This window comes from Priestia sp. Y58, from assembly GCF_029522095.1.
Lineage (GTDB): Bacteria > Bacillota > Bacilli > Bacillales > Bacillaceae_H > Priestia > Priestia megaterium_E.
The window spans coordinates 91,439-114,356 of record NZ_JAKWFL010000009.1 but is presented as its reverse complement, the minus strand read 5'-3'; the positions used below and the strand labels follow the sequence as shown (position 1 = coordinate 114,356).

General features: G+C 38.2%; 23 protein-coding genes and 1 riboswitch. Of the genes, 16 read left to right on the top strand and 7 right to left on the bottom strand.

Going from position 1 to position 22,918, the window contains the following annotated elements; translation table 11 throughout:
- Positions 1 to 26: 26 nt before the first annotated feature.
- Both MMB68_RS22735 and MMB68_RS22730 read left to right on the top strand, forming a co-directional pair.
- Positions 27 to 848 (top strand): MerR family transcriptional regulator, encoded by an 822-nt coding sequence (locus tag MMB68_RS22735; RefSeq protein WP_221785249.1) that lies wholly within the window; start codon positions 27 to 29, stop codon positions 846 to 848.
- Between the two features lie 67 nt (positions 849 to 915).
- Positions 916 to 2,136 (top strand): multidrug effflux MFS transporter, encoded by a 1,221-nt coding sequence (locus MMB68_RS22730; RefSeq protein WP_221785250.1) that lies wholly within the window; start codon positions 916 to 918, stop codon positions 2,134 to 2,136.
- 40 nt (positions 2,137 to 2,176) lie between these two features.
- On the opposite strand, the gene MMB68_RS22725 is transcribed toward MMB68_RS22730, so the two are convergent.
- Positions 2,177 to 2,830, bottom strand: coding sequence for a hypothetical protein (locus MMB68_RS22725; protein WP_221785251.1), 654 nt, complete (start codon positions 2,828 to 2,830; stop codon positions 2,177 to 2,179).
- A 214-nt stretch (positions 2,831 to 3,044) separates the two neighbouring features.
- Here MMB68_RS22725 and MMB68_RS22720 point away from each other — a divergent pair, with 214 nt between their 5' ends.
- The 7 genes from MMB68_RS22720 to MMB68_RS22690 all read left to right on the top strand — a co-directional run bounded on the left by MMB68_RS22720 (position 3,045) and on the right by MMB68_RS22690 (position 9,972).
- Complete coding sequence (locus tag MMB68_RS22720) at positions 3,045 to 3,566, top strand: M15 family metallopeptidase (protein ID WP_221785252.1); 522 nt, start codon at positions 3,045 to 3,047, stop codon at positions 3,564 to 3,566.
- Between the two features lie 476 nt (positions 3,567 to 4,042).
- Positions 4,043 to 4,771 (top strand): amino acid ABC transporter ATP-binding protein, encoded by a 729-nt coding sequence (locus MMB68_RS22715; RefSeq protein WP_221785253.1) that lies wholly within the window; start codon positions 4,043 to 4,045, stop codon positions 4,769 to 4,771.
- A 21-nt stretch (positions 4,772 to 4,792) separates the two neighbouring features.
- A complete protein-coding gene (locus tag MMB68_RS22710) occupies positions 4,793 to 5,608 on the top strand; it encodes a transporter substrate-binding domain-containing protein (RefSeq protein WP_193422712.1) in 816 nt (271 codons plus the stop codon).
- A gap of 74 nt (positions 5,609 to 5,682) precedes the next feature.
- A complete protein-coding gene (locus MMB68_RS22705; protein WP_016762799.1) occupies positions 5,683 to 6,321 on the top strand; it encodes an amino acid ABC transporter permease in 639 nt (212 codons plus the stop codon).
- 14 nt (positions 6,322 to 6,335) lie between these two features.
- Complete coding sequence (locus MMB68_RS22700; protein WP_013081471.1) at positions 6,336 to 6,986, top strand: amino acid ABC transporter permease; 651 nt, start codon at positions 6,336 to 6,338, stop codon at positions 6,984 to 6,986.
- A gap of 223 nt (positions 6,987 to 7,209) precedes the next feature.
- Positions 7,210 to 8,565: an amino acid permease gene (locus MMB68_RS22695; protein ID WP_221781179.1), complete on the top strand. Its 1,356-nt coding sequence runs from the start codon at positions 7,210 to 7,212 to the stop codon at positions 8,563 to 8,565.
- A gap of 129 nt (positions 8,566 to 8,694) precedes the next feature.
- A complete protein-coding gene (locus MMB68_RS22690) occupies positions 8,695 to 9,972 on the top strand; it encodes a DUF445 domain-containing protein (RefSeq protein WP_221785254.1) in 1,278 nt (425 codons plus the stop codon).
- A 37-nt stretch (positions 9,973 to 10,009) separates the two neighbouring features.
- Here MMB68_RS22690 and MMB68_RS22685 read toward each other — a convergent pair whose 3' ends face one another.
- The 6 genes from MMB68_RS22685 to MMB68_RS22660 all read right to left on the bottom strand — a co-directional run bounded on the left by MMB68_RS22685 (position 10,010) and on the right by MMB68_RS22660 (position 15,939).
- Positions 10,010 to 10,552 (bottom strand): PepSY domain-containing protein, encoded by a 543-nt coding sequence (locus tag MMB68_RS22685; RefSeq protein WP_221785255.1) that lies wholly within the window; start codon positions 10,550 to 10,552, stop codon positions 10,010 to 10,012.
- Positions 10,553 to 10,687: 135 nt separating this feature from the next.
- A complete protein-coding gene (locus MMB68_RS22680; protein ID WP_116739645.1) occupies positions 10,688 to 11,263 on the bottom strand; it encodes a PepSY domain-containing protein in 576 nt (191 codons plus the stop codon).
- A gap of 72 nt (positions 11,264 to 11,335) precedes the next feature.
- On the bottom strand, positions 11,336 to 12,682 hold the full coding sequence (locus MMB68_RS22675; protein WP_221785256.1) for a HAMP domain-containing sensor histidine kinase: 1,347 nt from the start codon (positions 12,680 to 12,682) through the stop codon (positions 11,336 to 11,338).
- Positions 12,683 to 12,685: 3 nt separating this feature from the next.
- Positions 12,686 to 13,417 carry a response regulator transcription factor gene (locus tag MMB68_RS22670; RefSeq protein WP_269871725.1) on the bottom strand — a complete coding sequence of 244 codons (732 nt, stop codon included), beginning with the start codon at positions 13,415 to 13,417 and terminating at the stop codon, positions 12,686 to 12,688.
- Between the two features lie 45 nt (positions 13,418 to 13,462).
- Entirely contained in the window at positions 13,463 to 15,217 is a 1,755-nt protein-coding gene (locus MMB68_RS22665; protein WP_221785258.1) for a sensor histidine kinase, read from the bottom strand.
- Positions 15,214 to 15,939, bottom strand: coding sequence for a response regulator transcription factor (locus MMB68_RS22660; protein WP_269871726.1), 726 nt, complete (start codon positions 15,937 to 15,939; stop codon positions 15,214 to 15,216). Before MMB68_RS22660 ends, MMB68_RS22665 begins: the two co-directional genes overlap by 4 nt.
- Before the next feature lie 170 nt (positions 15,940 to 16,109).
- Between MMB68_RS22660 and MMB68_RS22655 the strand changes: the two genes are divergently transcribed.
- From MMB68_RS22655 to MMB68_RS22625, 7 genes are all read left to right on the top strand, one after another.
- Positions 16,110 to 17,324, top strand: coding sequence for a DUF418 domain-containing protein (locus tag MMB68_RS22655; RefSeq protein ID WP_277549352.1), 1,215 nt, complete (start codon positions 16,110 to 16,112; stop codon positions 17,322 to 17,324).
- 35 nt (positions 17,325 to 17,359) lie between these two features.
- On the top strand, positions 17,360 to 18,043 hold the full coding sequence (locus tag MMB68_RS22650) for an ABC transporter permease (RefSeq protein ID WP_221785261.1): 684 nt from the start codon (positions 17,360 to 17,362) through the stop codon (positions 18,041 to 18,043).
- A gap of 1 nt (position 18,044) precedes the next feature.
- Positions 18,045 to 18,977 (top strand): ABC transporter ATP-binding protein, encoded by a 933-nt coding sequence (locus tag MMB68_RS22645; RefSeq protein WP_269871728.1) that lies wholly within the window; start codon positions 18,045 to 18,047, stop codon positions 18,975 to 18,977.
- Between the two features lie 146 nt (positions 18,978 to 19,123).
- Complete coding sequence (locus tag MMB68_RS22640; protein WP_025752866.1) at positions 19,124 to 19,717, top strand: undecaprenyl-diphosphatase; 594 nt, start codon at positions 19,124 to 19,126, stop codon at positions 19,715 to 19,717.
- 151 nt (positions 19,718 to 19,868) lie between these two features.
- Positions 19,869 to 20,288: an organic hydroperoxide resistance protein gene (locus MMB68_RS22635; protein ID WP_277549351.1), complete on the top strand. Its 420-nt coding sequence runs from the start codon at positions 19,869 to 19,871 to the stop codon at positions 20,286 to 20,288.
- Between the two features lie 105 nt (positions 20,289 to 20,393).
- A riboswitch (cobalamin riboswitch) is annotated at positions 20,394 to 20,576 on the top strand.
- A 133-nt stretch (positions 20,577 to 20,709) separates the two neighbouring features.
- The gene (locus MMB68_RS22630) at positions 20,710 to 21,507 is read left to right on the top strand and encodes a HoxN/HupN/NixA family nickel/cobalt transporter (RefSeq protein ID WP_264408789.1); all 798 of its coding nucleotides are present in this window, start codon (positions 20,710 to 20,712) and stop codon (positions 21,505 to 21,507) included.
- Between the two features lie 229 nt (positions 21,508 to 21,736).
- On the top strand, positions 21,737 to 22,900 hold the full coding sequence (locus MMB68_RS22625; protein ID WP_277549350.1) for a M20 family metallopeptidase: 1,164 nt from the start codon (positions 21,737 to 21,739) through the stop codon (positions 22,898 to 22,900).
- Positions 22,901 to 22,918 lie beyond the last annotated feature (18 nt).

Genomic DNA, 22,918 nt, shown 5'->3' with positions numbered 1-22,918 from the left:
GCTTTACATAAAGAAGGTGAACTCATATGCAAAATAAATTTACGATTGGGCAAATGGCCAGACTGCATGATATTCCGGTTAAAACACTTCGCTATTATGATGAAATTGGCCTGTTCGAGCCTTACGAAGTTGATCCACAAACCGGTTATCGATATTATACGTTAGAACAATTTAAGAAATTAGATATCATTGTCTATTTAAAGCTGATGGGAGTTCCGTTAAAAGAAATTAAAAGAAAGATGGAGCACAGCAGCTTGGATGAATTTATTGAAACTTTAGCTGAATATCAGCAGGTAACAAAAGAAAAAATTCGTCACCTTCAAAGAGTGAATACGCAGTTAACAACTCGAATGAAGGAATTAGAACAGACGAGACATATTAACCAAATAGGAGCCCCGTTCATCAAACACCTTCCTTCTCGGGAAGTTGTGCAAGTAAAAGCAGAGGTAGGTACGTTAGATGGGACTGAAAGTGTTCTGCGTGATTTAAAAAAGAAAATTAGTCATATTACCCCGATTATGATTGGGAAAGTAGGGTTTATGCTATCGGTAGAAAATACGAAAAAACAACAATTTACAGATTACGATGGCATTTTTTTATTGGTCGAAAGCGATGTTTCTTTTAAGCATGAACTCGTTACGTTAATACCTGAAGGTGATTACGCATCTATTTATATGAGAGAAAAGAGAGATACCACAGGAGTCTATTACGATGCGCTGCTGAACTTTATTAAAGCGGAAGGGTACAAAGCAGAAGGTCCTTTCTTAATTCGGAGGATTGTAGATTCATTTATTTCACATCATGAAGAAGAGCGGCTGACTGAAATTCAAATTCGAATTACGGCTTGACTATCCAGTAGCTGGAGGGTTTAAGATGAGACTATTGTAGAACTGCTGAAGGGAGAGACAACAATAGATGAATCAGCAAAGTATTTCCCAAGGAATGTCTTTAAGCCGAGGAAATCGCATTTTATTTATTTTAATTTTGGGTTCACTAAGCGCATTTGGACCGTTATCAATCGATATGTATTTGCCAGCGCTGCCGACGCTTGCGAAAGAACTGCATACTTCAGCTTCTTTAGCGCAGGTCAGTCTGACAGCTTGCTTATTGGGCTTAGCATTTGGGCAAGTGGTCATGGGGCCATTCAGTGATATTCGCGGAAGGAAAAAGCCGCTTGTAGCAGCATTAATCACCTATGCGATCGCTTCTATTTTATGCGTGTTTGCGCCTTCTATTTGGATTTTTATCGTTTTGCGATTTATTCAAGGAATGGCAGGAGCAGCAGGAATGGTTATTTCAAGAGCGAGCGTACGAGACTTGTTTTCAGGTTCGGATTTAACAAAGTTTTTCTCCATGCTTATGCTTGTAAATGGTTTAGCTCCCATTTTAGCTCCGGTTGCTGGCGGACAGCTGCTGACGATTATGTCGTGGCGAGGAGTATTTGGTGTGCTAGCAGTGATTGGTGCACTAATGTTTTTTGCCGTTTTATTTGGTTTAAAAGAAACGCTTCCGCTCGAACGCCGTAAAGAAGGTGGATTAACAGAAGTACTGCGTACGTTTGGCGTATTGCTAAAAGATGGTGTCTTTGTGGGATATGCGCTGGCGCAAGGTTTTATTATGAGTGCCATGTTTGCTTATATTTCAGGTTCTACATTTGTCCTTCAAGACATTTATGGCCTGTCTCCGCAGATGTTCAGCTTTGTTTTTGCGATTAACGGTTTTGGACTCATTATAGCTACTCAAGTGACAGGACGTTTAGCGGGTAAAATAAAAGAAGCTACTCTTCTTATGTATGGATTGCTTCAAGCAGCCGTTGGAAGCGTGCTTTTAGTGGCTGTGATTGCTACTCACATGTCCGTTATTTTGGTCTGCATCTCTCTTTTCTTTGTAGTATCGAGCGTAGGAATTGTAAACACAACCGTTTTTTCACTCGCTATGCAAAATCAAGCTTCGAACGCGGGAAGTGCTTCAGCGCTTCTAGGGTTGCTTCCGTTCTTGCTCGGAGCAGCCGTAGCTCCTCTTGTTGGTCTTGGAGGAGGGCAAAATGCTCTGCCGATGGGCATTGTGATTATGGTCTGTGATTTATTAGCATTAGGTGTGTACATGACGTTAGTGAGAAGGAAAACTGCATCATAAAAAAGCTACTTGGCTCTCAGCAGCCAAGTAGCTTTTTTAGTTATTGAGCTTTGTGCTCGTGATTTTCAAACGGCATTGTAACGCCAAGCTTTTGAATTTCTTTTTTTGCATCTTCCAAAATGGTTTCAGCTTTCGCTTTTGTTTCAGCATCTACCCCGCTTAGAAACTCTTTCTTTTTAGCAGGAAAATTCACGCCCAGTTCTTTTAATTTGGCTTCAGCTTGTTCCTTAGTCAGGGTGCCATCGCGCAGCTGATCCATGATAGCTTCAGCTTTTTTCTTCGTAGCCGCATCTAAATTGTTAAAAGGACCGCCTTTATGTTCAGGAAAATTCACGCCCAGTTCTTTTAATTTGGCTTCAGCTTGTTCCTTAGTCAGGGTGCCATCGCGCAGCTGATTCATGATAGCTTTGGCTTTTTCTTTAGTAGCTGCATCTAGATTGCTGAAGGGGCCGTCTTTGTGCTGAGGCAAGCTTACGCCGAGCTTCTGTAATTTTTCCTGTGCTTTTTTCATAATATCATCAACTTTTTGTTGTGTTGTATCATCCGTATTTGTTGTACTGCCATTTGTTCGCTCTACAACTGTTGAAGAGCTTGTTTCATCTTTGCTTGCTGCAAATGCCGTGGAATTTGCAGCGGCCATAACTCCTAGTGTTAAACCGCTTGCCATGATATAACCGAATAGTTTCTTTTTCATGCTGTTGTCACTCCTTAAAAGTTATAGGGGGGTGGTACAGAGCTGTCCACAGTTGTTAATGTAACCACCAATAGTGAAAAAATGGTGAAAATAGATAAAAAACGAAAAAATATAGACGTTTGTTGAACTATACAGCTCTTTTATTGGATAACAAAATGAAATCCGATATGATTTTATCTAAACAACAGTAAAAAAGAATGGAGACTTTATATAGATGAATGTTCTTAAAAAATTGGCAATAGCTTTGATAGTTGTGATAGCGGTAAGCCTGGTATTTTTGTTTCGCGATGAGTTAAAGCCAGGTCCAACGCTAGAAGATTTTTCAGGAGCAACTGAGTTACATCCTGTCGTAGAAGAAAAGAAAAATAAACTTGTTCAACAAGCAAGTGACCAAGGAATCTCGATTGTCATCACGGAAGGTTTCCGTTCAAAAGAAGAACAAGATAAGCTTTATGCAAAAGGCAGGACGGAAGAAGGCAACATTGTGACCTATTCAAAGGGCGGCCAGTCCTACCACAACTATGGACTAGCTATTGATTTTGCTATTCAGTCAAAAGATGGACGAGTTATTTGGGATATGGAATATGACGGTAATAACAACAATAAATCTGATTGGATGGAAGTTGTAGCTATAGCAAAAAAATTAGGATTCGAATGGGGAGGAGATTGGAAAGGGTTTAAAGATTATCCGCATTTTCAAATAAGTCCGGAAAATATAACAGACGACACACGCTAATAAAGCGTGTGTTTTTTTAAAGGAACAACATAATTTCATTATATTTATGTCAGAACCTCTAACGCGACTGAAATCTTGTACTTTCTTTTTTGTTAATTTTTTGACAAGAGAATTATATATATTAATATAATAAAAACACAAACGGATGAGTAGAAAGAAAAGTGATTAGAGAAAAATGCCCTATAAAAATGAAAGACAATTTGTATAAAGATATGCGTTAACTAATATAATCTATTGATTAAGCTTATACAAGTACCTTCAGCCTAGCGAACGTATGCTTACATATCGGCGGATGCCGACAAAACCTTTTATTTTTCTAGCATATTTTATTTGAAGATAGTTCATTTTGATTACAAAAAAGAGATAATTTGTCAACTGTTGACTTTGTTTTGAGGGTAAGAATATAATTTTTAATATATTTTAAAAATTTTAAAAATTTAAATATTTGTTGTTGTTCGCAGATTAGGAGGGGGAAAATGATTGTTTTTGAGGGAGTGAATAAATATTACGGTGACTTTCACGTATTAAAAGATATCAATTTAACGATTAAAAAAGGGGAAGTTGTCGTCGTAATTGGACCGTCGGGTTCGGGTAAAAGCACGATGCTGCGATGCATAAATTATTTAGAAACAATATCTAACGGACAGTTAACGGTAAATAATATATTGGTCGCGGATAAAAAAACAAATATTAACAAACTGCGCCGCAATATAGGTATGGTGTTTCAGCATTTTTATTTATATCCGCACAAAACGGTTTTAGAAAATATCACGTTAGCACCTATGAAAGTATTGGGACAGTCGTCAGAAGAAGCTAAGAAAACAGCTCTATACTATTTAGATAAAGTCGGAATCGGTGAAAAAGCTAACGCCTACCCGTCCCAGCTTTCAGGCGGGCAGCAGCAGCGGGTAGCTATTGCGAGGGGACTCGCGATGAAGCCAGAAATTATGCTTTTTGATGAGCCTACCTCTGCTCTTGATCCAGAAATGATTGGAGAAGTGCTGGATGTCATGAAAACATTGGCTAAAGAAGGAATGACCATGGTAGTTGTAACTCATGAAATGGGGTTTGCAAAAGAAGTAGCGGACCGCATTGTATTTATGGATCAAGGAAAAATCTTAGAAGAGGCAACTCCGGCTGAGTTCTATGAAAACCCGCAAGAAGAAAGGGCACGTTTATTTCTTAGCCGTATTTTAAATCATTAATTGTTTAATAGGGGGAGTAATATGAAAAAATCAAAAACGTTTTTAAAGGCAGCTGTGCTTTCATTAGCAGCGGCTATGATGTTAGCGGCTTGTGGAGGGAAAAGTGAAGAAACGAGTGGATCATCAGCTAAAAAAGATGCGCTCACTGAAATCAAAGACCGAGGGAAAATTGTTATTGGAGTTAAAAATGATACGCGTTTGTTCGGATTAAAAAATCCGAAGACAGGTGAAGTGGAAGGTTTTGATGTTGATATTTCTAAGCAGCTGGCTAAAGAAATTTTAGGGGATGAAAACAAGGTAGAATTTAAAGAAGTTACGTCTAAAACAAGGGTTCCTCTTCTTCAAAAAGGAGATATTGACGCTGTTGTTGCGACAATGACTATTACAGACGAACGTAAAAAAGAAGTAGATTTTACGGATGTATATTTCCAAGCCGGACAGTCTCTGCTTGTGAAAAAAGGCAGTAAAATTAAAAGCATCGATGATTTGAAGAAAGGTACTAAGGTGTTGGCTGTTAAAGGATCAACTTCAGCTATTAATATTCGCGAAAAAGCACCAGAGACAACGGTATTAGAATTTGAAAACTATGCAGAAGCATTTACAGCTTTAAAATCTAAGCAAGGAGATGCTTTAACAACTGACGATGCTATTCTTTATGGAATGGCTGATGAAGATCCTTCTTATGAATTAGTAGGAAAGCCGTTCACAGAAGAGCCTTATGGCATTGCTGTGAAAAAAGGAAACAAAGAGCTTGTAGATGCATTAAACGATGCGCTTAAAAAGATAAAAGACTCTGGAAAATATGATGAAATTCACGACAAGTGGATCAAACAATAAGCGTACAGTTTTCTTTTCTCAGGATGAGCAGCATTATGCTCATCCTGCTTGTTTAGTTGAAAGGAGGAAGAAAATTGTTGGATTTTTCAATTCTGACGAACAATATGGATCTTTATTTAGAAGGTTTTAAGTACACCATTATCGCCAGCCTGATCGCTTTAGTGGCCAGTTTTGTACTTGGTACGATCATTGCGGTAATGCGAATAGCCCCTCTCAAAATAGTAAATGTAATTGGTACGGTCTATGTAGAGTTCATTCGGAATATTCCCCTTGTGGTTATCGTCTTTTTTATTTTTATTGTGGCGGGAATCAGCGGTACAGCAGCCGGAGTGCTGGGACTAACTATTTATACGGCAGCTTTTATAGCCGAAGCTATACGAGCGGGAATTATGGCAGTTCCAAAAGGGCAGCTTGAAGCGGCACGTTCATCTGGCCTCACGTACGGTCAGGCGATGCGGTTCATTGTATTGCCTCAAGCCATTAAAATCGTCATTCCTCCTCTTGGGAATCAATTCATTAATTTAGTCAAAAACTCATCCGTGTTAGGGATTGTTGCTGGTTTTGATTTAATGTATCAGGCGGATCTTGTTTCCTCTCAAACTTACGTAGTGTTTGATGTATATATTTTTGTGGCTTTGTTCTATTTAGTTCTAACCATTCCGTTAAGCTTAGGAGTTGGTTATCTTGAGAAACGTCTTGGTAAAACAAGCTGAAAGGAGTGAAAGTGATGGATTTTATGGGTGCTTATTCTCCTGATCACCTTTCCTTCTTAATGGAAGGATTTTGGGTCACTTTAAAAGTAGCATTCATTTCGATTGTGTTAAGTTTTCTTATTGGAAGTATAGTAGGTATTTTAAGGTATGCTCGTATTCCAGTTCTGTCTCATGTACTTGCTTTTATCGTAGAAATTATCCGGAATTTGCCGCTGCTTTTAATCATCTTTTTTACATACTTTGCTTTACCTGAAATCGGAATTGATATGGAAATTACGTCAGCAGCGATTGTGGCCCTCACTGTATTTGAATCTGCTATGATTTCAGAGATTATCCGAAGCGGATTAAAATCAATTGAAAAAGGACAAATCGAAGCGGCACGATCATCAGGTTTAAACTATTATCAAACGCTTCGTTTCGTTGTGCTGCCCCAAGCTTTGCGGAGAATGGTACCTCCTTTAGTTAGTCAATTTATTTCCTTATTAAAAGATACGTCGCTTGCAGTAGTGATCGCACTTCCTGATTTGCTGCATAACGCTCAAATCATTTACGGCCAGAAACAAAGTTACGTGGTGCCGATGTTTTTAATCATCGCGATGATGTATTTTATTGTAAACTATGCTTTATCCATCATTGCACGAAGACTAGAAGTCAAAAGGGTGTAGATACTCTTTTGACTTTATTTTTGGAAAATAAATAACATTGACAATGTATTGATTCAACGCATAAAATGACTAAAGTAACAGTGGTAAAATCAGATCATTTTCATTCATCATAGAGAAGAAAAACAGTGTTGGTTCACCCCCTACTGAATATCCGGTAGGGTTTTTTGCGCAAGAAGTGATTTGGTTAAACTAACACGTAAAATGAATAGAAGGGACGGGCATCATGGAAAAACAAGATCAAAATTTAAAAAAAGGTCTGTTGCCTCGCCATGTGCAGCTCATTGCGCTTGCCGGTATGATTGGGACAGGCATTTTTAAAGGCAGTGCTGATACGCTAGGTATTGCAGGACCAAGTGTTGTACTGGCGTATTTATTTGGGGGTCTTATCTTATTTATTGTAATGACAGCATTGGCGGAGATGGCAATTGTCTATCCGAATATGAACGTACAAAATTTAGTGCATAAGGCATTCGGTACGCAAACCTCTTTTATTGTAGGGTGGCTGTACTGGGTGAACTGGATTGTCGTGACAGTTGTTGAACTGCTTGCGGGAGGAAGCTTTTTGAAGTTTTGGTTCCCTTCTGTACCTCTTTGGCTCTTAAGCTTTCTCTGTGCAGTGCTGATTGTAGGGATGAATTTATTTCAAGTGAAGTATTATGGAGAAATTGAGTTTTGGTTTGCCGGTATTAAAGTAATTGCTCTTACTGCTTTTATCATCTTGGGAGCTTTTATTTTATTCGGTGTGATTCCAAGCGATGTGCAAAATCCTTGGGCAAATTATACGGCTCATGGAGGCTTTTTCCCTCACGGCATGAGCGGTGTGCTTAGTGCCTTTTTAATTGTAATGTTCTCTTACGGCGGAGCTGAACTAATTGGTGTGGCCGTAACGGAAACAAAAGATGTGAAAAACGTCTTACCGAAAGTGATCAAAGGCACAGTATGGCGAGTGATTGGATTTTATATTTTGCCTATTTTAATTATTTGCGGCCTTATGCCTTGGAATTCTGTATCAGGGCAAGAGAGTCCGTTTGTGCAAGTGTTTAGTATCACTGGACTTCCGGGAGCGGCTCATATTATGAACTTTGTTTTATTGACGGCCGTTTTATCAGCAGCCAATTCAGGGATGTATGCAACGTCGCGTACGCTTTATGCTATGGCTCAAAGCGGAGAAGCATCCAAGCGCTTCTTGAAAGTTTCAAAAAACGGTATTCCGATTAACGGTTTGATGATTACGGCTGCTTGTATTTTAATAGGTGTGTTTTTAGCCTATAAAACGCCGGATAATGTAATTAGTTATTTAATGACTATTCCAGGTTTCACGATTATTCTTATTTGGGTAAGCATTTGTTTAGCTCAATTAAAGCTGCGTAAAGGATATAAAGAAAAGCCGTTTTTCGCATTAAAGTGGTTTCCTTATACAACGCTCTTTGCAACAGCAGCACTGCTTGTTATTTTTGTATCATTTATGTTTAATAAAAACAATGTGATTGGATCCAGCGTATGTGCGGTTATCCTGGTCGTACTCCTTATTTTTTCATTTATTAATAAAAGTCGAAAAGAAAAAAAGTTTGAAGTATAGCAAAAAGGCAATATACTAGAAAGACGAGGGTAAAAGCTTGTCTTTCTTTTTTTTTGCGGAAATTTCTGTATCGCGTTACATATTTCTAGATGAAATGTTTAGTTAAATAAATAAAGGATGAGGACTATAATGGAATCAAATAATGTATTTACAACAAACCCAAAGAAGAAATCAAAGCACTTAGCCGTGATTTCTTTGGCGATTATGGGAGTGGGCTTCGTTGCGACAATGCCTTTTGGTCATTCAATTTGGGGTCGGTTGCTTCAAGGTGGGTTCGAAGCTGGGTTAGTCGGCGGATTAGCGGATTGGTTTGCCGTTACGGCTCTTTTTCGTCACCCTTTAGGCATTCCTATTCCACACACTGCGCTGCTTCCTAAAAACAGACAGCGTATTACAAGAGGGCTAGTCTCAACCCTTGAAAACGACTGGTTGTCAAAAGAAAGTATTCAAGAAAAAGTAAAAAGAATTGCGTTTACACAGCGTTTGCTTCCGATTGTTCGAAAAGGTGTTCATTCGGAAACGATTCAACAAAAAGGAACAGCACTGCTTGTTGATGCGATTAATCGTGTGGATACAGATAAAGTCGTTCCTATTATTGAAAAAGAGCTCAAATCATCGCTTTTAGCAATAGAGTTAAAGCCTATTGTGCATTCGATTGTTGGAGAAGTGGTAAAAAATCAGTATGATGAAAAAGCGCTTGATGTTCTTTTAAATAAAGGAGAGAGCTGGATTAAAAAAGAAGAAACGCAGTATCAGCTCGGAAGTATTGCTAAAAATGCGCTTGATAATATTGAGCTTGATGGTATTTTACAATTCGCTCTCAAATCATTTCAAAGCATGATTAATGAAGAGAAGCTAGGATCTATTTTGCAAAATTTATTGCTTTCTATTACAGGGCGTCTTCGTAACGAAGATGATGAATACCGCCTTGCTTTGGTAAATGGAATTAGAAAAGAGCTGCAGGGCTTGGAGCAGAATGAAGACCTTCTTGGAAAATTAGAAGCATGGAAACAAAAAACGATTAATGAATTAAATGTAACGAATAAATTAACAGAAATCGTTGATAAAATGAAAGTGAAAGTGACAGCATTCATTGAAAGCCCTGAATTTATGAAAAGTTACGCCGTTCCTTACGTAGAGAGCTGGCTGAATGCTCTTGAAGCGGATGCAGAGCGTCAAGAAGCAATTGATACGGCTATTCAAAAGCAAATCATGAGCTTTGTAGACGAGAATCATTCGAAAATTGGACAGCTTGTTCAAGAAAACTTAGATAAATTAGATGATGAAACACTTGTGGATATGATGGAAAACAATGTCGGAAAAGATTTGCAGTGGATTCGAGTGAACGGCGCTCTATGTGGATTCTTGATTGGTATTGTATTAACGGTTATTAAATTAGCGGTATAAAAAAGAAGCACGCTCCTTTTGGAGCGTGCTTTTTCTATTAATCATCTATTTCTACACTGATTACGTCACCGTTTTTCGCATCTACTGAAACAGTTGCTTCACGTTGATCAGCAGTGTCAATTTCAATTTCATATACTAAACGGTTGTTTTCTTGGTCTAAATCCGTTTCGTTAACGGTTCCTTTAGCACTTTTTAAAGCTGTTTTTATCGCTTGATCTAATGAAATGGCAGGGGAAGCGTTTTGGAGATTCTCTTCTTTCTCATCATCATCTTTTGGGTCTTCATCAAATTCAATGATTTTACCGCTGCTGCTGTCAATATCTACATCGTATTCTTTATTACCTTTTGTGATGTCTACTTCATATTGTTTAACGCCGTCATCTACGGCTAATTGGATATTTGTAATGTCACCGCCGTCTGTTTTTTGAAGAGCAATGTCTTTTGCCTTTGCTTCTTCAATCGTTGTGGTTTGCTTCTTGTCATTGCTTTTGGACTGATCTGTCATGGCATATGCACTTGCACTTGCACCTAATCCACCGACTAATACTGCACTGGCTAAAACGGTTGTAATAACTTTCATATGTTACAGCCTCCTTGATTTGTTGTTAAGACTATCTTAGCCAATGAACTTTAAAGGAAAAGAAGAAGAAGTTTAAAATTTTCTTAGAAATAAATAAAAATGGATAAGAAAAAGCACAGCTTTCTGCTGTACCTTTTAATCATCATCATTTTCATAGGTGATGGAATCTACATGTCCAGAGTAAGCATTGATCATCACTTTAGCTTCTCTTGTTTTAGACTGATCAATTTCGACTTCGTAGAAGGTTTGGCCTTCTTCCTCTTCTATTTCAACTGAAGAAAACGTTCCTTTTACTTTTTGTAAAGCAATGTCTCTTGCTTGTTCCATTGAAATGAGAGGCTCGTCGGATGTAGGAGAAACTGGTGGCTGCTCGCTCTTTTTTTGCTCTTCTTCTGTATCATTTTTTGTTTGAGTAGACGTTTGTTTCTCTACTTTTTGTTTGATTAATGACTGGACTTCTCCATTTTTTCCATTTACTGTGATGTGGTATGGAATATCATCTTTAAGCAAAGTGATTTGATAAATCGGTTCATCATCTTTTTGAGAAAAGCTTGCATTTTCAATAGTGCCGCCATATTTTTGCTGGATGATACTGCTGACGTCCGATTCGGATAAAAGTGTATCAGGCCGATTCACTGCTTTTGCTATTCCGTAAAAGCAAGCTGAACCAACGGCAAGAAAAATAAGTATAAAAAGCACCGTTTTCTTCATACATTCACCTCCAGTATCTTAAAAAGTAGTATAGCAGGCAATTCTTAAAAATCTCTAAGAAAAGGCGAGAAATCAAAGAGGAAAGCAAACCGTCACGGATGTCCCTTTTCCTTCTTGGCTGCTAATCTCAATACGCCCGCTATGAGCTTCTACAATCTTTCGAGCAATGGATAATCCAAGTCCAGAACCACCGGTTTCTCGATTTCTTGCCTTATCTACGCGAAAAAAGCGTTCATACACGTTTGATAAGTCTTCTTTTGGGATACCAATTCCTTGATCCGTGACCGTAATCATAAAGCTTTCGCTTCTTGTTATAGTTACTTCCACTGCTTTTTCACTATATTTAATGGCATTATCTAAGAGGATGTACAGCAGCTGCTTTAAGCGTTTTTCATCGGCTGTTACGACGGGCTGATCGGTTTTTACGTTTAAATAAATGGTTCGTTCAAAGGCTTGTTCTAGATGTTTGATTGTTTGTCTGCAGACGGCCGCTGCATCTACGTGTTCCATGTGAAGCTTCCACTGCGACTCATCTTTCGCAAGCACCAGCATTTGAGACGTAAGCTGTTTCATGCGTAAAGACTCAGAGTGAATGGCTTCAATGGCTTCTTCTAAAATATCTGGACGCTTCATTCCCCATCGTTTTAGCATATTGGCATAGCTTTCTACAACGGTCAGGGGTGTTTTTAATTCATGAGAAGCATCGGATACGAACTGCTCTTGTTTTTTATAGTTTTCCTCTAATAAATCCATCATATTATTGAAGGTGTTGGCCATTTGATCTAACTCATCTTTAGAAGGAGAAGAGAGGTCAATTTTTTTGAATGTGCGAGACACTTGAATTTCTTCCATAGTATGAATAAGAGATTTGATAGGCCGCAAAATAATTTTACTTAAAAGCCGTCCAGCAAATATAGTTGGAATTAATATAACGAGAGAGGCAATGAGCAAGATAAATTTTAATGTCTGCAGAGATTGTTCCACATCTGCCAGTTGTTCCGTGACTTCCAAAGAAACAACTTCACCGTTCGTCCAAATGACAGGGGTGTGTGAAATCGCGTATAGATGGCCGTCATCTTCTTTGATGCTTGATTGTTCATTTGAATAATAGGAATAAGGTAAGTCCTGAAGCTCTTTCGTTTGATCCGTAACGGATACAACTAAAGGACTGCCGGATTTAGGTAAAATACGAATCATTCCGTTAGGAGGCAAATAGGCACGAAGCAAATTGGCTTGTTTAACCGTCGCACTCGTTTGCTTTAGCCCATTTGTTACATTGCTTGTTTCTGCTTGCAAACGTTCAATTGCGTTGTCTTCCATGGTCTTCTTGAAAATGAAGTAAATCGAACTGTTTGCAATTACTAGTAAAATAAAAAGCAGTGCAGTTGATGTAAGAATAATCTTTGTTTGTAGTTTCATAAGCTACTCCTTCAGCATGTAGCCAACGCCGCGCACTGTTTGAATGTAAGGAGTTGAAAATGAAGCATCAATCTTTTTACGTAAATAACGAATGTATACGTATACAATATTTGTGTCTCCGTAATAATCAAATCCCCAAACGTTTGTAAGAAGCTGTTCAAAGCTCAGCACTTGATTTTTGTTTTGAAGCATATAGACAAGCAAATCATATTCTTTAGGAGTCAGCTCAATAGCTTCATTTTCACGTGTAACTTCTCGCGTTTTTTCGTTAACGACTAAATTGCCTAGTTGAAGAGTGGCCGTTTCTTGTTCAGCAGACGATGTTGATGCAGGATGGCGAAGCCATACGCGAATGCGTGCAAAAAGCTCTTCAATTTGAAAAGGCTTTGTAATGTAGTCGTTCGCTCCTAAATCTAGTCCGCTTACCTTATCAGGAAGGGCGTCTCGAGCTGTTAATAAGATAACGGGCGTTTGGTCATCATTTGCTCGAATGCGACGAAGTACTTCGAGTCCGCTCAGTTCAGGAAGCATCACATCTAAAAGCAGCAAATCCCAATCGTGTTCTTGAAACTCTGCCAATCCTTCTGTTCCCGTGTAAGCCATGCCCGTTTCGTACCCTTCATGTTCAAGCTCGAGCTGAATTAAACGAGCAATTTTGCGCTCATCTTCTACTATTAAAATTCTGCCTTTACTCAACAAAAATTCCCCCTTGTGTCTATGTATAGTTGCGTACATTATAGCACGGAGAGACTGTAGGTGTATAAAAACAGCCGGAGGAGGTTAGTCCGGCTGTTGATTTGCTGAAAGAGGAAGGTGCAAGATAATGGCAGTGCCTTCGTGAAGAGTAGATCTTACCTCGATATGGCCTTTATGAAGTTCACAAATAGCTTTTGCGATGCTCATACCAAGTCCAGCGCCTTCTGTTTTTTCGGTTGTATTTGTGCCGCGGTAATAGCGGTCAAATAAATTTTTCTGCGTTTCTTCATCCATTCCAATTCCATCATCTTGAATCGTAATCAAGACGTGATCACTTTTTATTGCGGTCGAAATCGTAATGGTAGTGTTCTTAGGGTTATGTTTAATAGCATTAAAAATTAAATTATCAAGCATTCGTTCAAACCAGCGCGGATCAGCTTGAGTAAAAGGTTGAAGGTGAGCTGGCACATAAGAGAAGTGAACATTTTTAATGGTTCTATCGTTAACGAATTTTAAAACAATATGCTGAAGTAATTGATGAATATCCACTTTTTTTGTTTCTAAAACAACTACGTTATTTTTAAGCTTAAAGGCCAATGAAAAATCCTCTACAAGCTCCACCATGTATTCACTTTTATCACGCAGCGTTTGGCCAATTTCTTTTAACTCTTCTTCGTTCCAATTGTAATGGCCGCTTTCAAGCATATGGCCATATCCTTGAATTGTTGAAAGAGGTGTCCGCAAATCATGTGATATTCCCGTCATCCATTCTTCGCGAGTAGTTTCTAAATGCTTTCTTTCTTTTTCAGCTAAGCTAAGCTGCTCCGCCATCTCATAAAAAGCTGTGATTACTTCTGAATACAAACGATATTGTAAGCGTACCTTTCCATTCTTTCGAAAGACGCGCTTCCGCTCTTTTTCTGTTAGCACTTCTGAATAGTTTCCGCTTCCCATGCGCCCGAGCCAGCTGGTGAAGAGAAGTAAGGGGCCACCGTAGCGAAAAGCGTTCCAGATGGAGAAAGTGATAGTGGCTATAAGAACAGAAACAGCTACGATAATGGAGATCATCCAAGCTGTTCGAATAATAGATTCATCGGTTATACTGTGGTAATTATTGGGAGTGTAAAAAATCCATGAAATTTTCTTCTTCGAGTCATGAAATACAGTAGCTGTTGAATCATATTTATCTTGTTCAATTTTTCGGGAAATAATTTCTAAAGGATCGTAGCGTTTTTTTTCTTTAGGCATTCTAATGGAAGCTAAGATATCACCTTTATCATTTAAAATTTGAAGCGAAGCATTTTTTTCTTTTAACGCTTTTTTGATAAGAGGTATATCACTTTTTGGAGGCACGCCTTCTTTATTATAGTTAGCATACATAGCATATAGCTGGTTTTTTAAATCACTTTTATAGCCCAAAATATAATAAGTAGGTGTAGTCAAAAAGGTATCAAGTTCTGTTACTACACTATAGCCTCTAAATTTCTTGGTTTTATCCATTTCTAATAATTCGGAAAGACCGTATTGGTGGGGCAAGTCTTTTGGTGAGTTAATTTCTCCAATTACTTTTCCTTGTTTGTTCAGCACTTGATACCATAGTCCTTCTTGTTTAAGCTGTTTCGCTAAATCTTCTGAAACGTTCGCTTTCCCGTTTTTAACCGTTGTGTCCGTAGTTAATACGCTAAGTGACCCAGAGGGCAAGTCTCTTTTGATATCTTGTTTTGTAAGGTAATAGCCTAGAAATATTAAAGCGCAAAAAAGAATGCAGCAAACACATGCAATAACTGTAATAAACTGAAATGAAAAATGAAAGGTCAACCTTCTTTTAATTGATTTCATAGCGCTTTTCCGTTCACTAATTTATACCCAAGCCCTCGTACCGTAACTAAATGTTTTGGGTTGCTAGGATTATCTTCAATTCGTTCTCTAATTCTTCGAATATGCACGGTTACTGTATTATCGTCTACAAACTGATTATATCCCCAGACGGCTTCAAGAAGCTGTGATTTAGAAAGAACAATATTCATATTTTTACAAAAGTGAAGAAGCAATAAAAACACTTGTGCGGGGCAAGAAACCGTTTGACCGTCCACAATGAGTTCTCCTGCCGATTCATCTATAGTAAAACGATCAAACTCATAGCGATTTGACGATTGTGGTTCTGTTCTTATAGAAGTTCCTTCAGTCAGCGCTTGCTTTCTGCGCAGTCGTGCTTTAATTCGTGCCGCAATTTCTAAAGGATTAAACGGCTTAGTTACGTAGTCGTCTCCTCCCATGGCGAAACCCGTTAGTACGTCCAGGTCGGATACTTTGGCTGTTATGAATAAAATATACGCGTTTGAGAGCTCACGAATTTTAGAACAGATATCAAATCCGCTTTGATCGGGAAGCATTACGTCCAACAAAATAATATCAATTGTTTGATTATGTAAAACATCCAGCGCTTCTTGAGCGGTGTGAGCTTTATAAATTTGGTTGAATCCTTCTTTTTTTAATACTGTCTCCAGCATTTTGACGATGGCAATTTCATCATCAACTAGCAATATAGACGCATCTTCCAACGTAAATCACCTCTGTTTCATTTCATACCTATTCGATTTTAGCATAAGAACATTACGAAAAGATTAACAAAATTGGAAAATGTTAAGGAAAAGATAATCTCCCGGTTATTTTCTTGAAAACTTCATTTCATATACTAAATGCACAGACACATAGTAAAGGAGTTAAAAGGATGAGTAATGATTTTAGGCGGGTTAAAGTAATTGATAGTATGAGAGGATTCAGCTTGTTTGGTATTTTACTAGCGAATATGCTGATTTTTCAATATGGCATTTACGGAAAGGATATGATTCATCTCTTCTCGCTATCACCAAGTGATTCAGCAGCCTATGTCTTTTTAAAAGTCGTGGTAGAAGAAAGTTTTATGCCGATTTTCACCTTTTTATTTGGCTATTCAATGGTGAAGATGAAAGAAAGCTTAGAAAGAAGGCAGCTAGGCGTGAAAAGGCATTTCTTTCGCCGTTTTCTTCTGCTTCTAGGGTTGGGCCTACTGCATGGAGTGTTTTTATGGGAAGGAGATATTCTTACGTTTTACGGAATGATGGGAGTATTTTTACTACTTTTCTTTTTAAATCGTAAAGCCAAAACACTATTGGTGTGGGCATCGATTTTGCTGATTCTTACGGGAGCAGCTGGTTATGGTTCATTAAACGATAATATGTATCTTCTTAGCGATAAACAAACGCTTACGACATATGTAAAAGATACGATTCATGTGTACGGAAGCGGAACTTATGAACAAATTAAAGACCACCGCAACAATGTTGATCCGATGAATATGGCAGGATATAAATTTGCTTTTGTCTTCTTGTTTACACCATTTATAATGGGCGCTTTGTTTTTATTTGGTATGTATGCAGGAAAGAAAAAGTGGTTTTACGACGTTTCAGCTAATCAAAAACAGTATGGCCGTTGGGCGGCTGCGCTGATTCCGCTTGGCTTGCTGTTAAAAGGAACTATGTACCTGTGGCCGGATGCTAATTGGGCTGGTTCTACACATATGTTAGGTGGGAGTCTTCTATCTCTTGGTTATATTGCAGGCTTTGCTTGGCTATATGCGAAATACGAGAAGTCATTTTTGATAAAGGCTTTTGAAAGTGTAGGCAGGATATCGCTTAGTAATTATTTAATGCAAACGGTCATATGCACGACGATTTTTTACGGTTATGGATTAGGTTATTTCGAAAAGCTCGGCATGATTGCAGGGATTTTTGTCTGCATAGGTATTTACGGAATTCAGCTTATCGGCAGCTATATGTACGTGCAAAAATTTCAAACTGGACCGGTGGAAAAGCTACTGCGTATATGGACAAATTTTTCTTGGAGTGGAAAGCCCAAAGAAAAAAAAGCTTTACCGGCGGAAGTAAATCATCCTTTTGTTGGATGATAGCAGTCAAACTTATTTAAAAGGAGATTTTGGAAATGTGGGCTATTAGTGTAAAAGAGTTTCAAAGCTTATTTAAAAGTATTAAATCAATTATCGTTATTTTAATCGTATGCGGTGCTTCCTATGGAATAGCCCATATAGTTAGTCAACTTGGAGGTCAACTGACGAGTGCACAGATTCAAGATGGAGCCAACGGGGGAATTTTGGTGATGCTTCTCGGGTTTGGACCTTTATTTATTTCAAGTCTTTCTCATAATGTTATTAATCAAGAAATTAAAACAAGAACAGCAAGGTTTTTAGTTACCAAAACATCAAGAGAGCGCATTGTACTAGGAAAATTCTTAGGTGTTTGCTGTTTCTGGCTTGTTTGTATCTCTATTTCATTTCTACTGATTGCGTTTATTTCGCATCATTTTTCTTTTTATATATTTTTAGAGTGCCTGCTATTCACCGTTTGTATCATTTCATTTGTTTTAATGCTTTCAGCTTTAATGCCAAGCCCAACTCATACTATGTTTTTATCAATTATGTTATCGCTTGTTCTACCGGTACTGAGCGTGTGGAGCATATTTTCATCAAAAGCGTACATTGCATGGTTTAAGTATGTGACACCTTACTACTATTTAAAGCTGGAGAAAGGGTATCTAACAGTTCTTCTTGTTTTTGCAGCACTTTGTTTATGCACGGCACTTTGGAGTTTTAAAAGGAGAGAAGTATAATATGTATGCCATTGAAACAAGTAAATTAACTAAAAAATATGGATCTAAAACAGTTGTTAACGGTATTAATTTACAGGTACCACAAGGAGAAATTTACGGGTTTTTAGGAAGAAACGGAGCAGGGAAGTCTACCTTTATTAATATGCTTACCGGCGTTTCATTTCCTTCAGCAGGAGAATTTACGCTGCTGGGACAGAGTGATATTGATTTAGAGCTTCAGCAGAAAATAGGCGTTCTTCCTGACTATGCTAACTTTTATGATGAGATGACAGCGCTCAATCATTTGCACTATTTTTTAAAGATAAACGGCCATCGTTTTTCGAAAGAACACTGTAGTAATGTACTGAAGAAAGTAGGATTAGAAGGACATGAGCATCAGAAAGTTGGAAAGTTTTCATTTGGAATGAAAAAGAAGTTAGGAATTGCTCAAGCAATTGTGACAGACCCAGATCTTATCTTTTTAGATGAACCAACTTCTGGAGTAGATATTGAATCTGCTCTCCACATTCATGAACTAATAAGAGAACTCCAAAATCAAGGCAAGACAATTTTTATGACGTCTCATAATTTAAATGAAGTTGAGAAGATTTGTACACGTGTAGCGATTATGAAAAATGGGGTCATTTTAACAGAAGGTACAATGGAAGAGCTGCGCTTTCAATATCAAGCGAAAAAAACGGTGATGATCAAACATGATCCTTATCCAAACAGTCGCAAAGAATACATTCAACAGTTTTTCCGTACGTTGAGTCCCGAAGTTGAATACCATCACATGTACACAAAAGTGATGCTTCAAAAAGAAAGAAATATTCCTCTTATTATTCGTGAATTGATTCAATGCGGCATCGACATTTATCAAGTTCACGTCGAAGAACCTTCTTTAGAAGAAATCTTTTTGCAAAAAAATATTGTGGATCACTCACAGGTGAGTTAATGAGCGACAGTCTGTTGATTTACTACTCAGCCTGACTACATTATCTATAAATACCAGTTAGGAAGCTTCTGACAAAAACATGTTCATTTTCCCAAGAAACTGATAAGATAGCTAATGACATTTAAAAATAAGAAAGGATTTCGATTATGTTATCAGCTATTAATTCAGTAGACTATACCATTTTCCATGCGGTGAATCAGTACGCCTCGCATGTGAAGTTTGTAGATTCGCTGATGGTATTCTTTGCAGATTATGCCCAGTATGTACTTATTGTTTTACTCGGCTTGTTTTTACTTATTAATAAAAACGGCAGCCGTGTTGTAGCATTTCAAGCTTTATGTGCTTGTGCCACAGGAGTCATTATCAATAAAGTGATTAGTTTATTTGCTTATCGAGATCGTCCGTTTATCTCTCACCACGTGAATCAGCTTATTGATCACGCCGCAAATTCTTCATTTCCAAGCGATCATGCTACATCTGCATTAGTTATCACTTTTACCATTTGGCTGCATTTCAAACGTTCAGGGCGCATGTGGGTTGTCATGGGCGTACTCATTGCCTTTTCACGCGTATGGGTTGGCGTTCATTATCCATTTGATGTGTTAACAGGAGCCGTTTTAGGCTGCGTGCTGGCGCTGTTTATTCATTATGTTATTTTTAATACGAAACTGATGAGGGCTATTACCAACTTGTCTATTTTTCGAAAATCAGCTTATGACGAACAGTCTCAATATTATTAAGAAAAAGTCGCAAATACGCGGCTTTTTTTATTGGGAAATTTTTAATGTATTTAATACTTGTTTTTTAAAATTAAATTGTGTACAATTAAATTACAGAAACGATAAATAAAAATTTTTAATAAAGTTAATGAAAAAGAGGAGAGGTTTATACATGAAAGCTTTATATGAAACAACAGTCGTTAACACAGGTGGAAGAACAGGAGAAGTTCACTCTTTAGATAACATCTTTAACTTAGACGTTGCAACACCTCCAGCGCTTGGTGGAGAAGCAACAACAGCAACAAACCCAGAGCAGCTATTTGCAGCTGGATACAGTGCTTGTTTCAACAGCGCGTTAGAATTTATGTTGAAAAAACATAACGTAGAAATCAAAAGCAGTGAAGTAAAAGCTACTGTTCAGCTGCTTCCTGATAAAGCTGATCAAGGAGTGAAAATTAGAGTAGCGCTTGAAGCTCATATCGAAGGCTTAGATTTAGAAACAGCTAAAAAATATGTAGACCTAGCCCATTCATACTGCCCGTATTCAAAAGCAATCAGCGGCAACGTAGACGTAACGGTAGAAGTAGTTTAATTGCTTTAAAAAGCCCTGCTAAGCATGTAAAGCTTAGCAGGGCTTTTTTATTTGAATTTTCTCTATTCATTTGTAAGAAGTACTAGTATAATGAGGAAGAAAATGAATCATTCGCACAGTTTAGGTGCTCTTACATAGCGTAAGAGGTAACAGGGAATCGAGTGCAAATCTCGAGCGGTCCAGCCACTGTAAGCAGGGAGTTTTCTATCTTATCGTCACTCAAAACGGGGAAGGCGGTAGAAAATGATGATCTCAAGCCAGGAGACCTACCTATTCTGTACACTTGACTCTTCTAGGAAAGAGGCGGTGTATCAAGGTACGCAGTGAGCAATTGCTGTTTATTTTCATATGCCGACACATCCTCAATTTCTATAGAATTGAGGCTTTTTTACGTTTTATTTTAAAAAAAGGAGTGTAGGAAATGGAAGGTTTATCAGTTTTTTTACTTGTCTTTTTATTAGGAATCAGGCACGGATTGGATGCAGATCACTTAGCTTTTATTGACGGCCAGACTCGATATAATTGGCGAATGGGCAGCCGTTTTGCCCCTTGGGTCGGAACGCTGTTTTCACTAGGTCACGGAGGAATGGTGGCCGTCACGGCCGGAGTGCTGGGCGTGGTGATGAAAAATTTTACGTTTCCATCATATTTCGATCATTTTGCATCTTGGGTATCTATTATCTCTCTATTTCTGATTGGGACATTAAACACATATCATTTGCTTCGAACTAAAAATAAAGAAGAAGATTTTCAGCTGAGCGGATTAAAAGGGAAGTTTATTCCGAAAATCGCAAAAGGAACAACGAATCCTTTTTTAATTATTCTTGTAGGGGCATTGTTCGCTTTAGCAGCCGAAACGGTCAGTCAAACGGCGGTGTGGTCTCTAGCTGTAGGGAACGCAGGCAAGTATACGCCGCTTTTGTTGGGACTAGTATTTATGTTTGGTATGATGCTTACAGATACAATCGATTCGATGATTGTACATAAAATGGTGAATGAATCGAGCAAATTTGGACAATCTGCTTCCCGCTTGATGGGCTGGGTTATTGTTGTCCTCGCGTATGGTGTGTCGTTCTATTTAGCATTCACTTTCTTTAACCCATGGGCCGAAGTAAACTTTGAAATGGTTGGCGTTATTCTGTTTATTTTTTTAGTGTCTATGTTTGTTTTTGTGAGTGTGAAGTCAAAAGGGAAAAATATTAAAATAAATGTCAATTAGTCAAACGAAAGCTTTAATCTGTTGAAGATTGAAGCTTTTTTGTATGAATTTGTTGAAGTTTATGGCTATTTTCAGTCGGTTATGAATAAGTTAAAGTATTATCTGTATTTAAAGGATGGAAAATTGTCTGAAAACCATTATAATTAAGGATAATTTAAGGTCGTTATGTGAAACGTAGAACATAGTTATACGTACGATAAATAAAAGCATTTAATGCAAGCAGCAGGGGTTGTTTGGAGGAGGAATTGATTTGAGTCAGGTAATGGTAGAACAAAGCGTATTTAGTTATTTAAAAGAACATGAACAAGAGATGCTTGAAGATTTAGTTGGATTTGTGAAAAAAGAATCACCGTCCTACAGTAAAGAGTTAGTAGATCAGTGTGGAATGTATTTAACGCAGCTGTTTCAAAAGCGTTTAGGGGTAGGGTACGAAATTATAGAAGAAAAAGAAGTAGGAAACCACTTGAAATTTACGATTGGAGAAGGAGAAAAGCAGCTTTTAATCATCGGTCACTTTGACACGGTATGGGAAAAGGGAAGGCTGAGTCTAAGAACAGAGGGAAACAAGCTGTACGGTCCGGGAATTTTAGACATGAAAGGCGGCATTGTGCAATCTATATGGGCGATTAAAGCGATTCAAGAGCTTGGTTTATCACTCGATAAAAAAATTGTGTTTTTCTGCAATTCGGATGAAGAGATTGGGTCAATTTCTTCTAAAAAATATATAGAAGAAGAAGCACAAAGAAGTGAAGCAGTGCTAGTAGCGGAACCGGCGGTGGCGGGTTCAGGCGCGTTAAAAACGTCGCGCAAAGGAGCGGGAATTTTCACCGTAAAAGCATGGGGACGAGCAGCACACGCGGGTAATCACCACAAAGAAGGAATCAATGCGATTGAAGAGCTGGCGCGCCAAGTGATTTTCTTGCAGGGCTTAACAGATTATGAAAAAGGTACAACGGTGAACGTTGGGACATTTACGGGAGGCAGCGGTACAAATGTGGTGCCGGAATATGCAGAAGCGCACGTGGATTTACGTGTTTCTACAGAAGAAGAAGCAAAACGCATGACGGATATTATTTTGAATTTAACACCCATTTTAAAAGGAATTAAGCTCGAAGTAACGGGAGGCATGAATCGTCCTCCGATGGTCAAGTCTAAACAAACGGAAGAGTTATTTGAATGCGCTCAGTCAATCGCGGCCAAACTGGGTATGAAATTAGAAGAAGCAGCTGTTGGAGGCGGAAGTGATGGCAATTTTACAGCGGCCATTGGCGTTCCCACGTTGGATGGATTAGGAGCATGCGGAAAAGGAATACATGCGGAATATGAACATATTCAAATTGATACGTTGTCCGAGCGCTCTTCTTTATTTGCGAATTTGCTGCTGCAAATATAAAAAAAGCCCGCCTCAAAC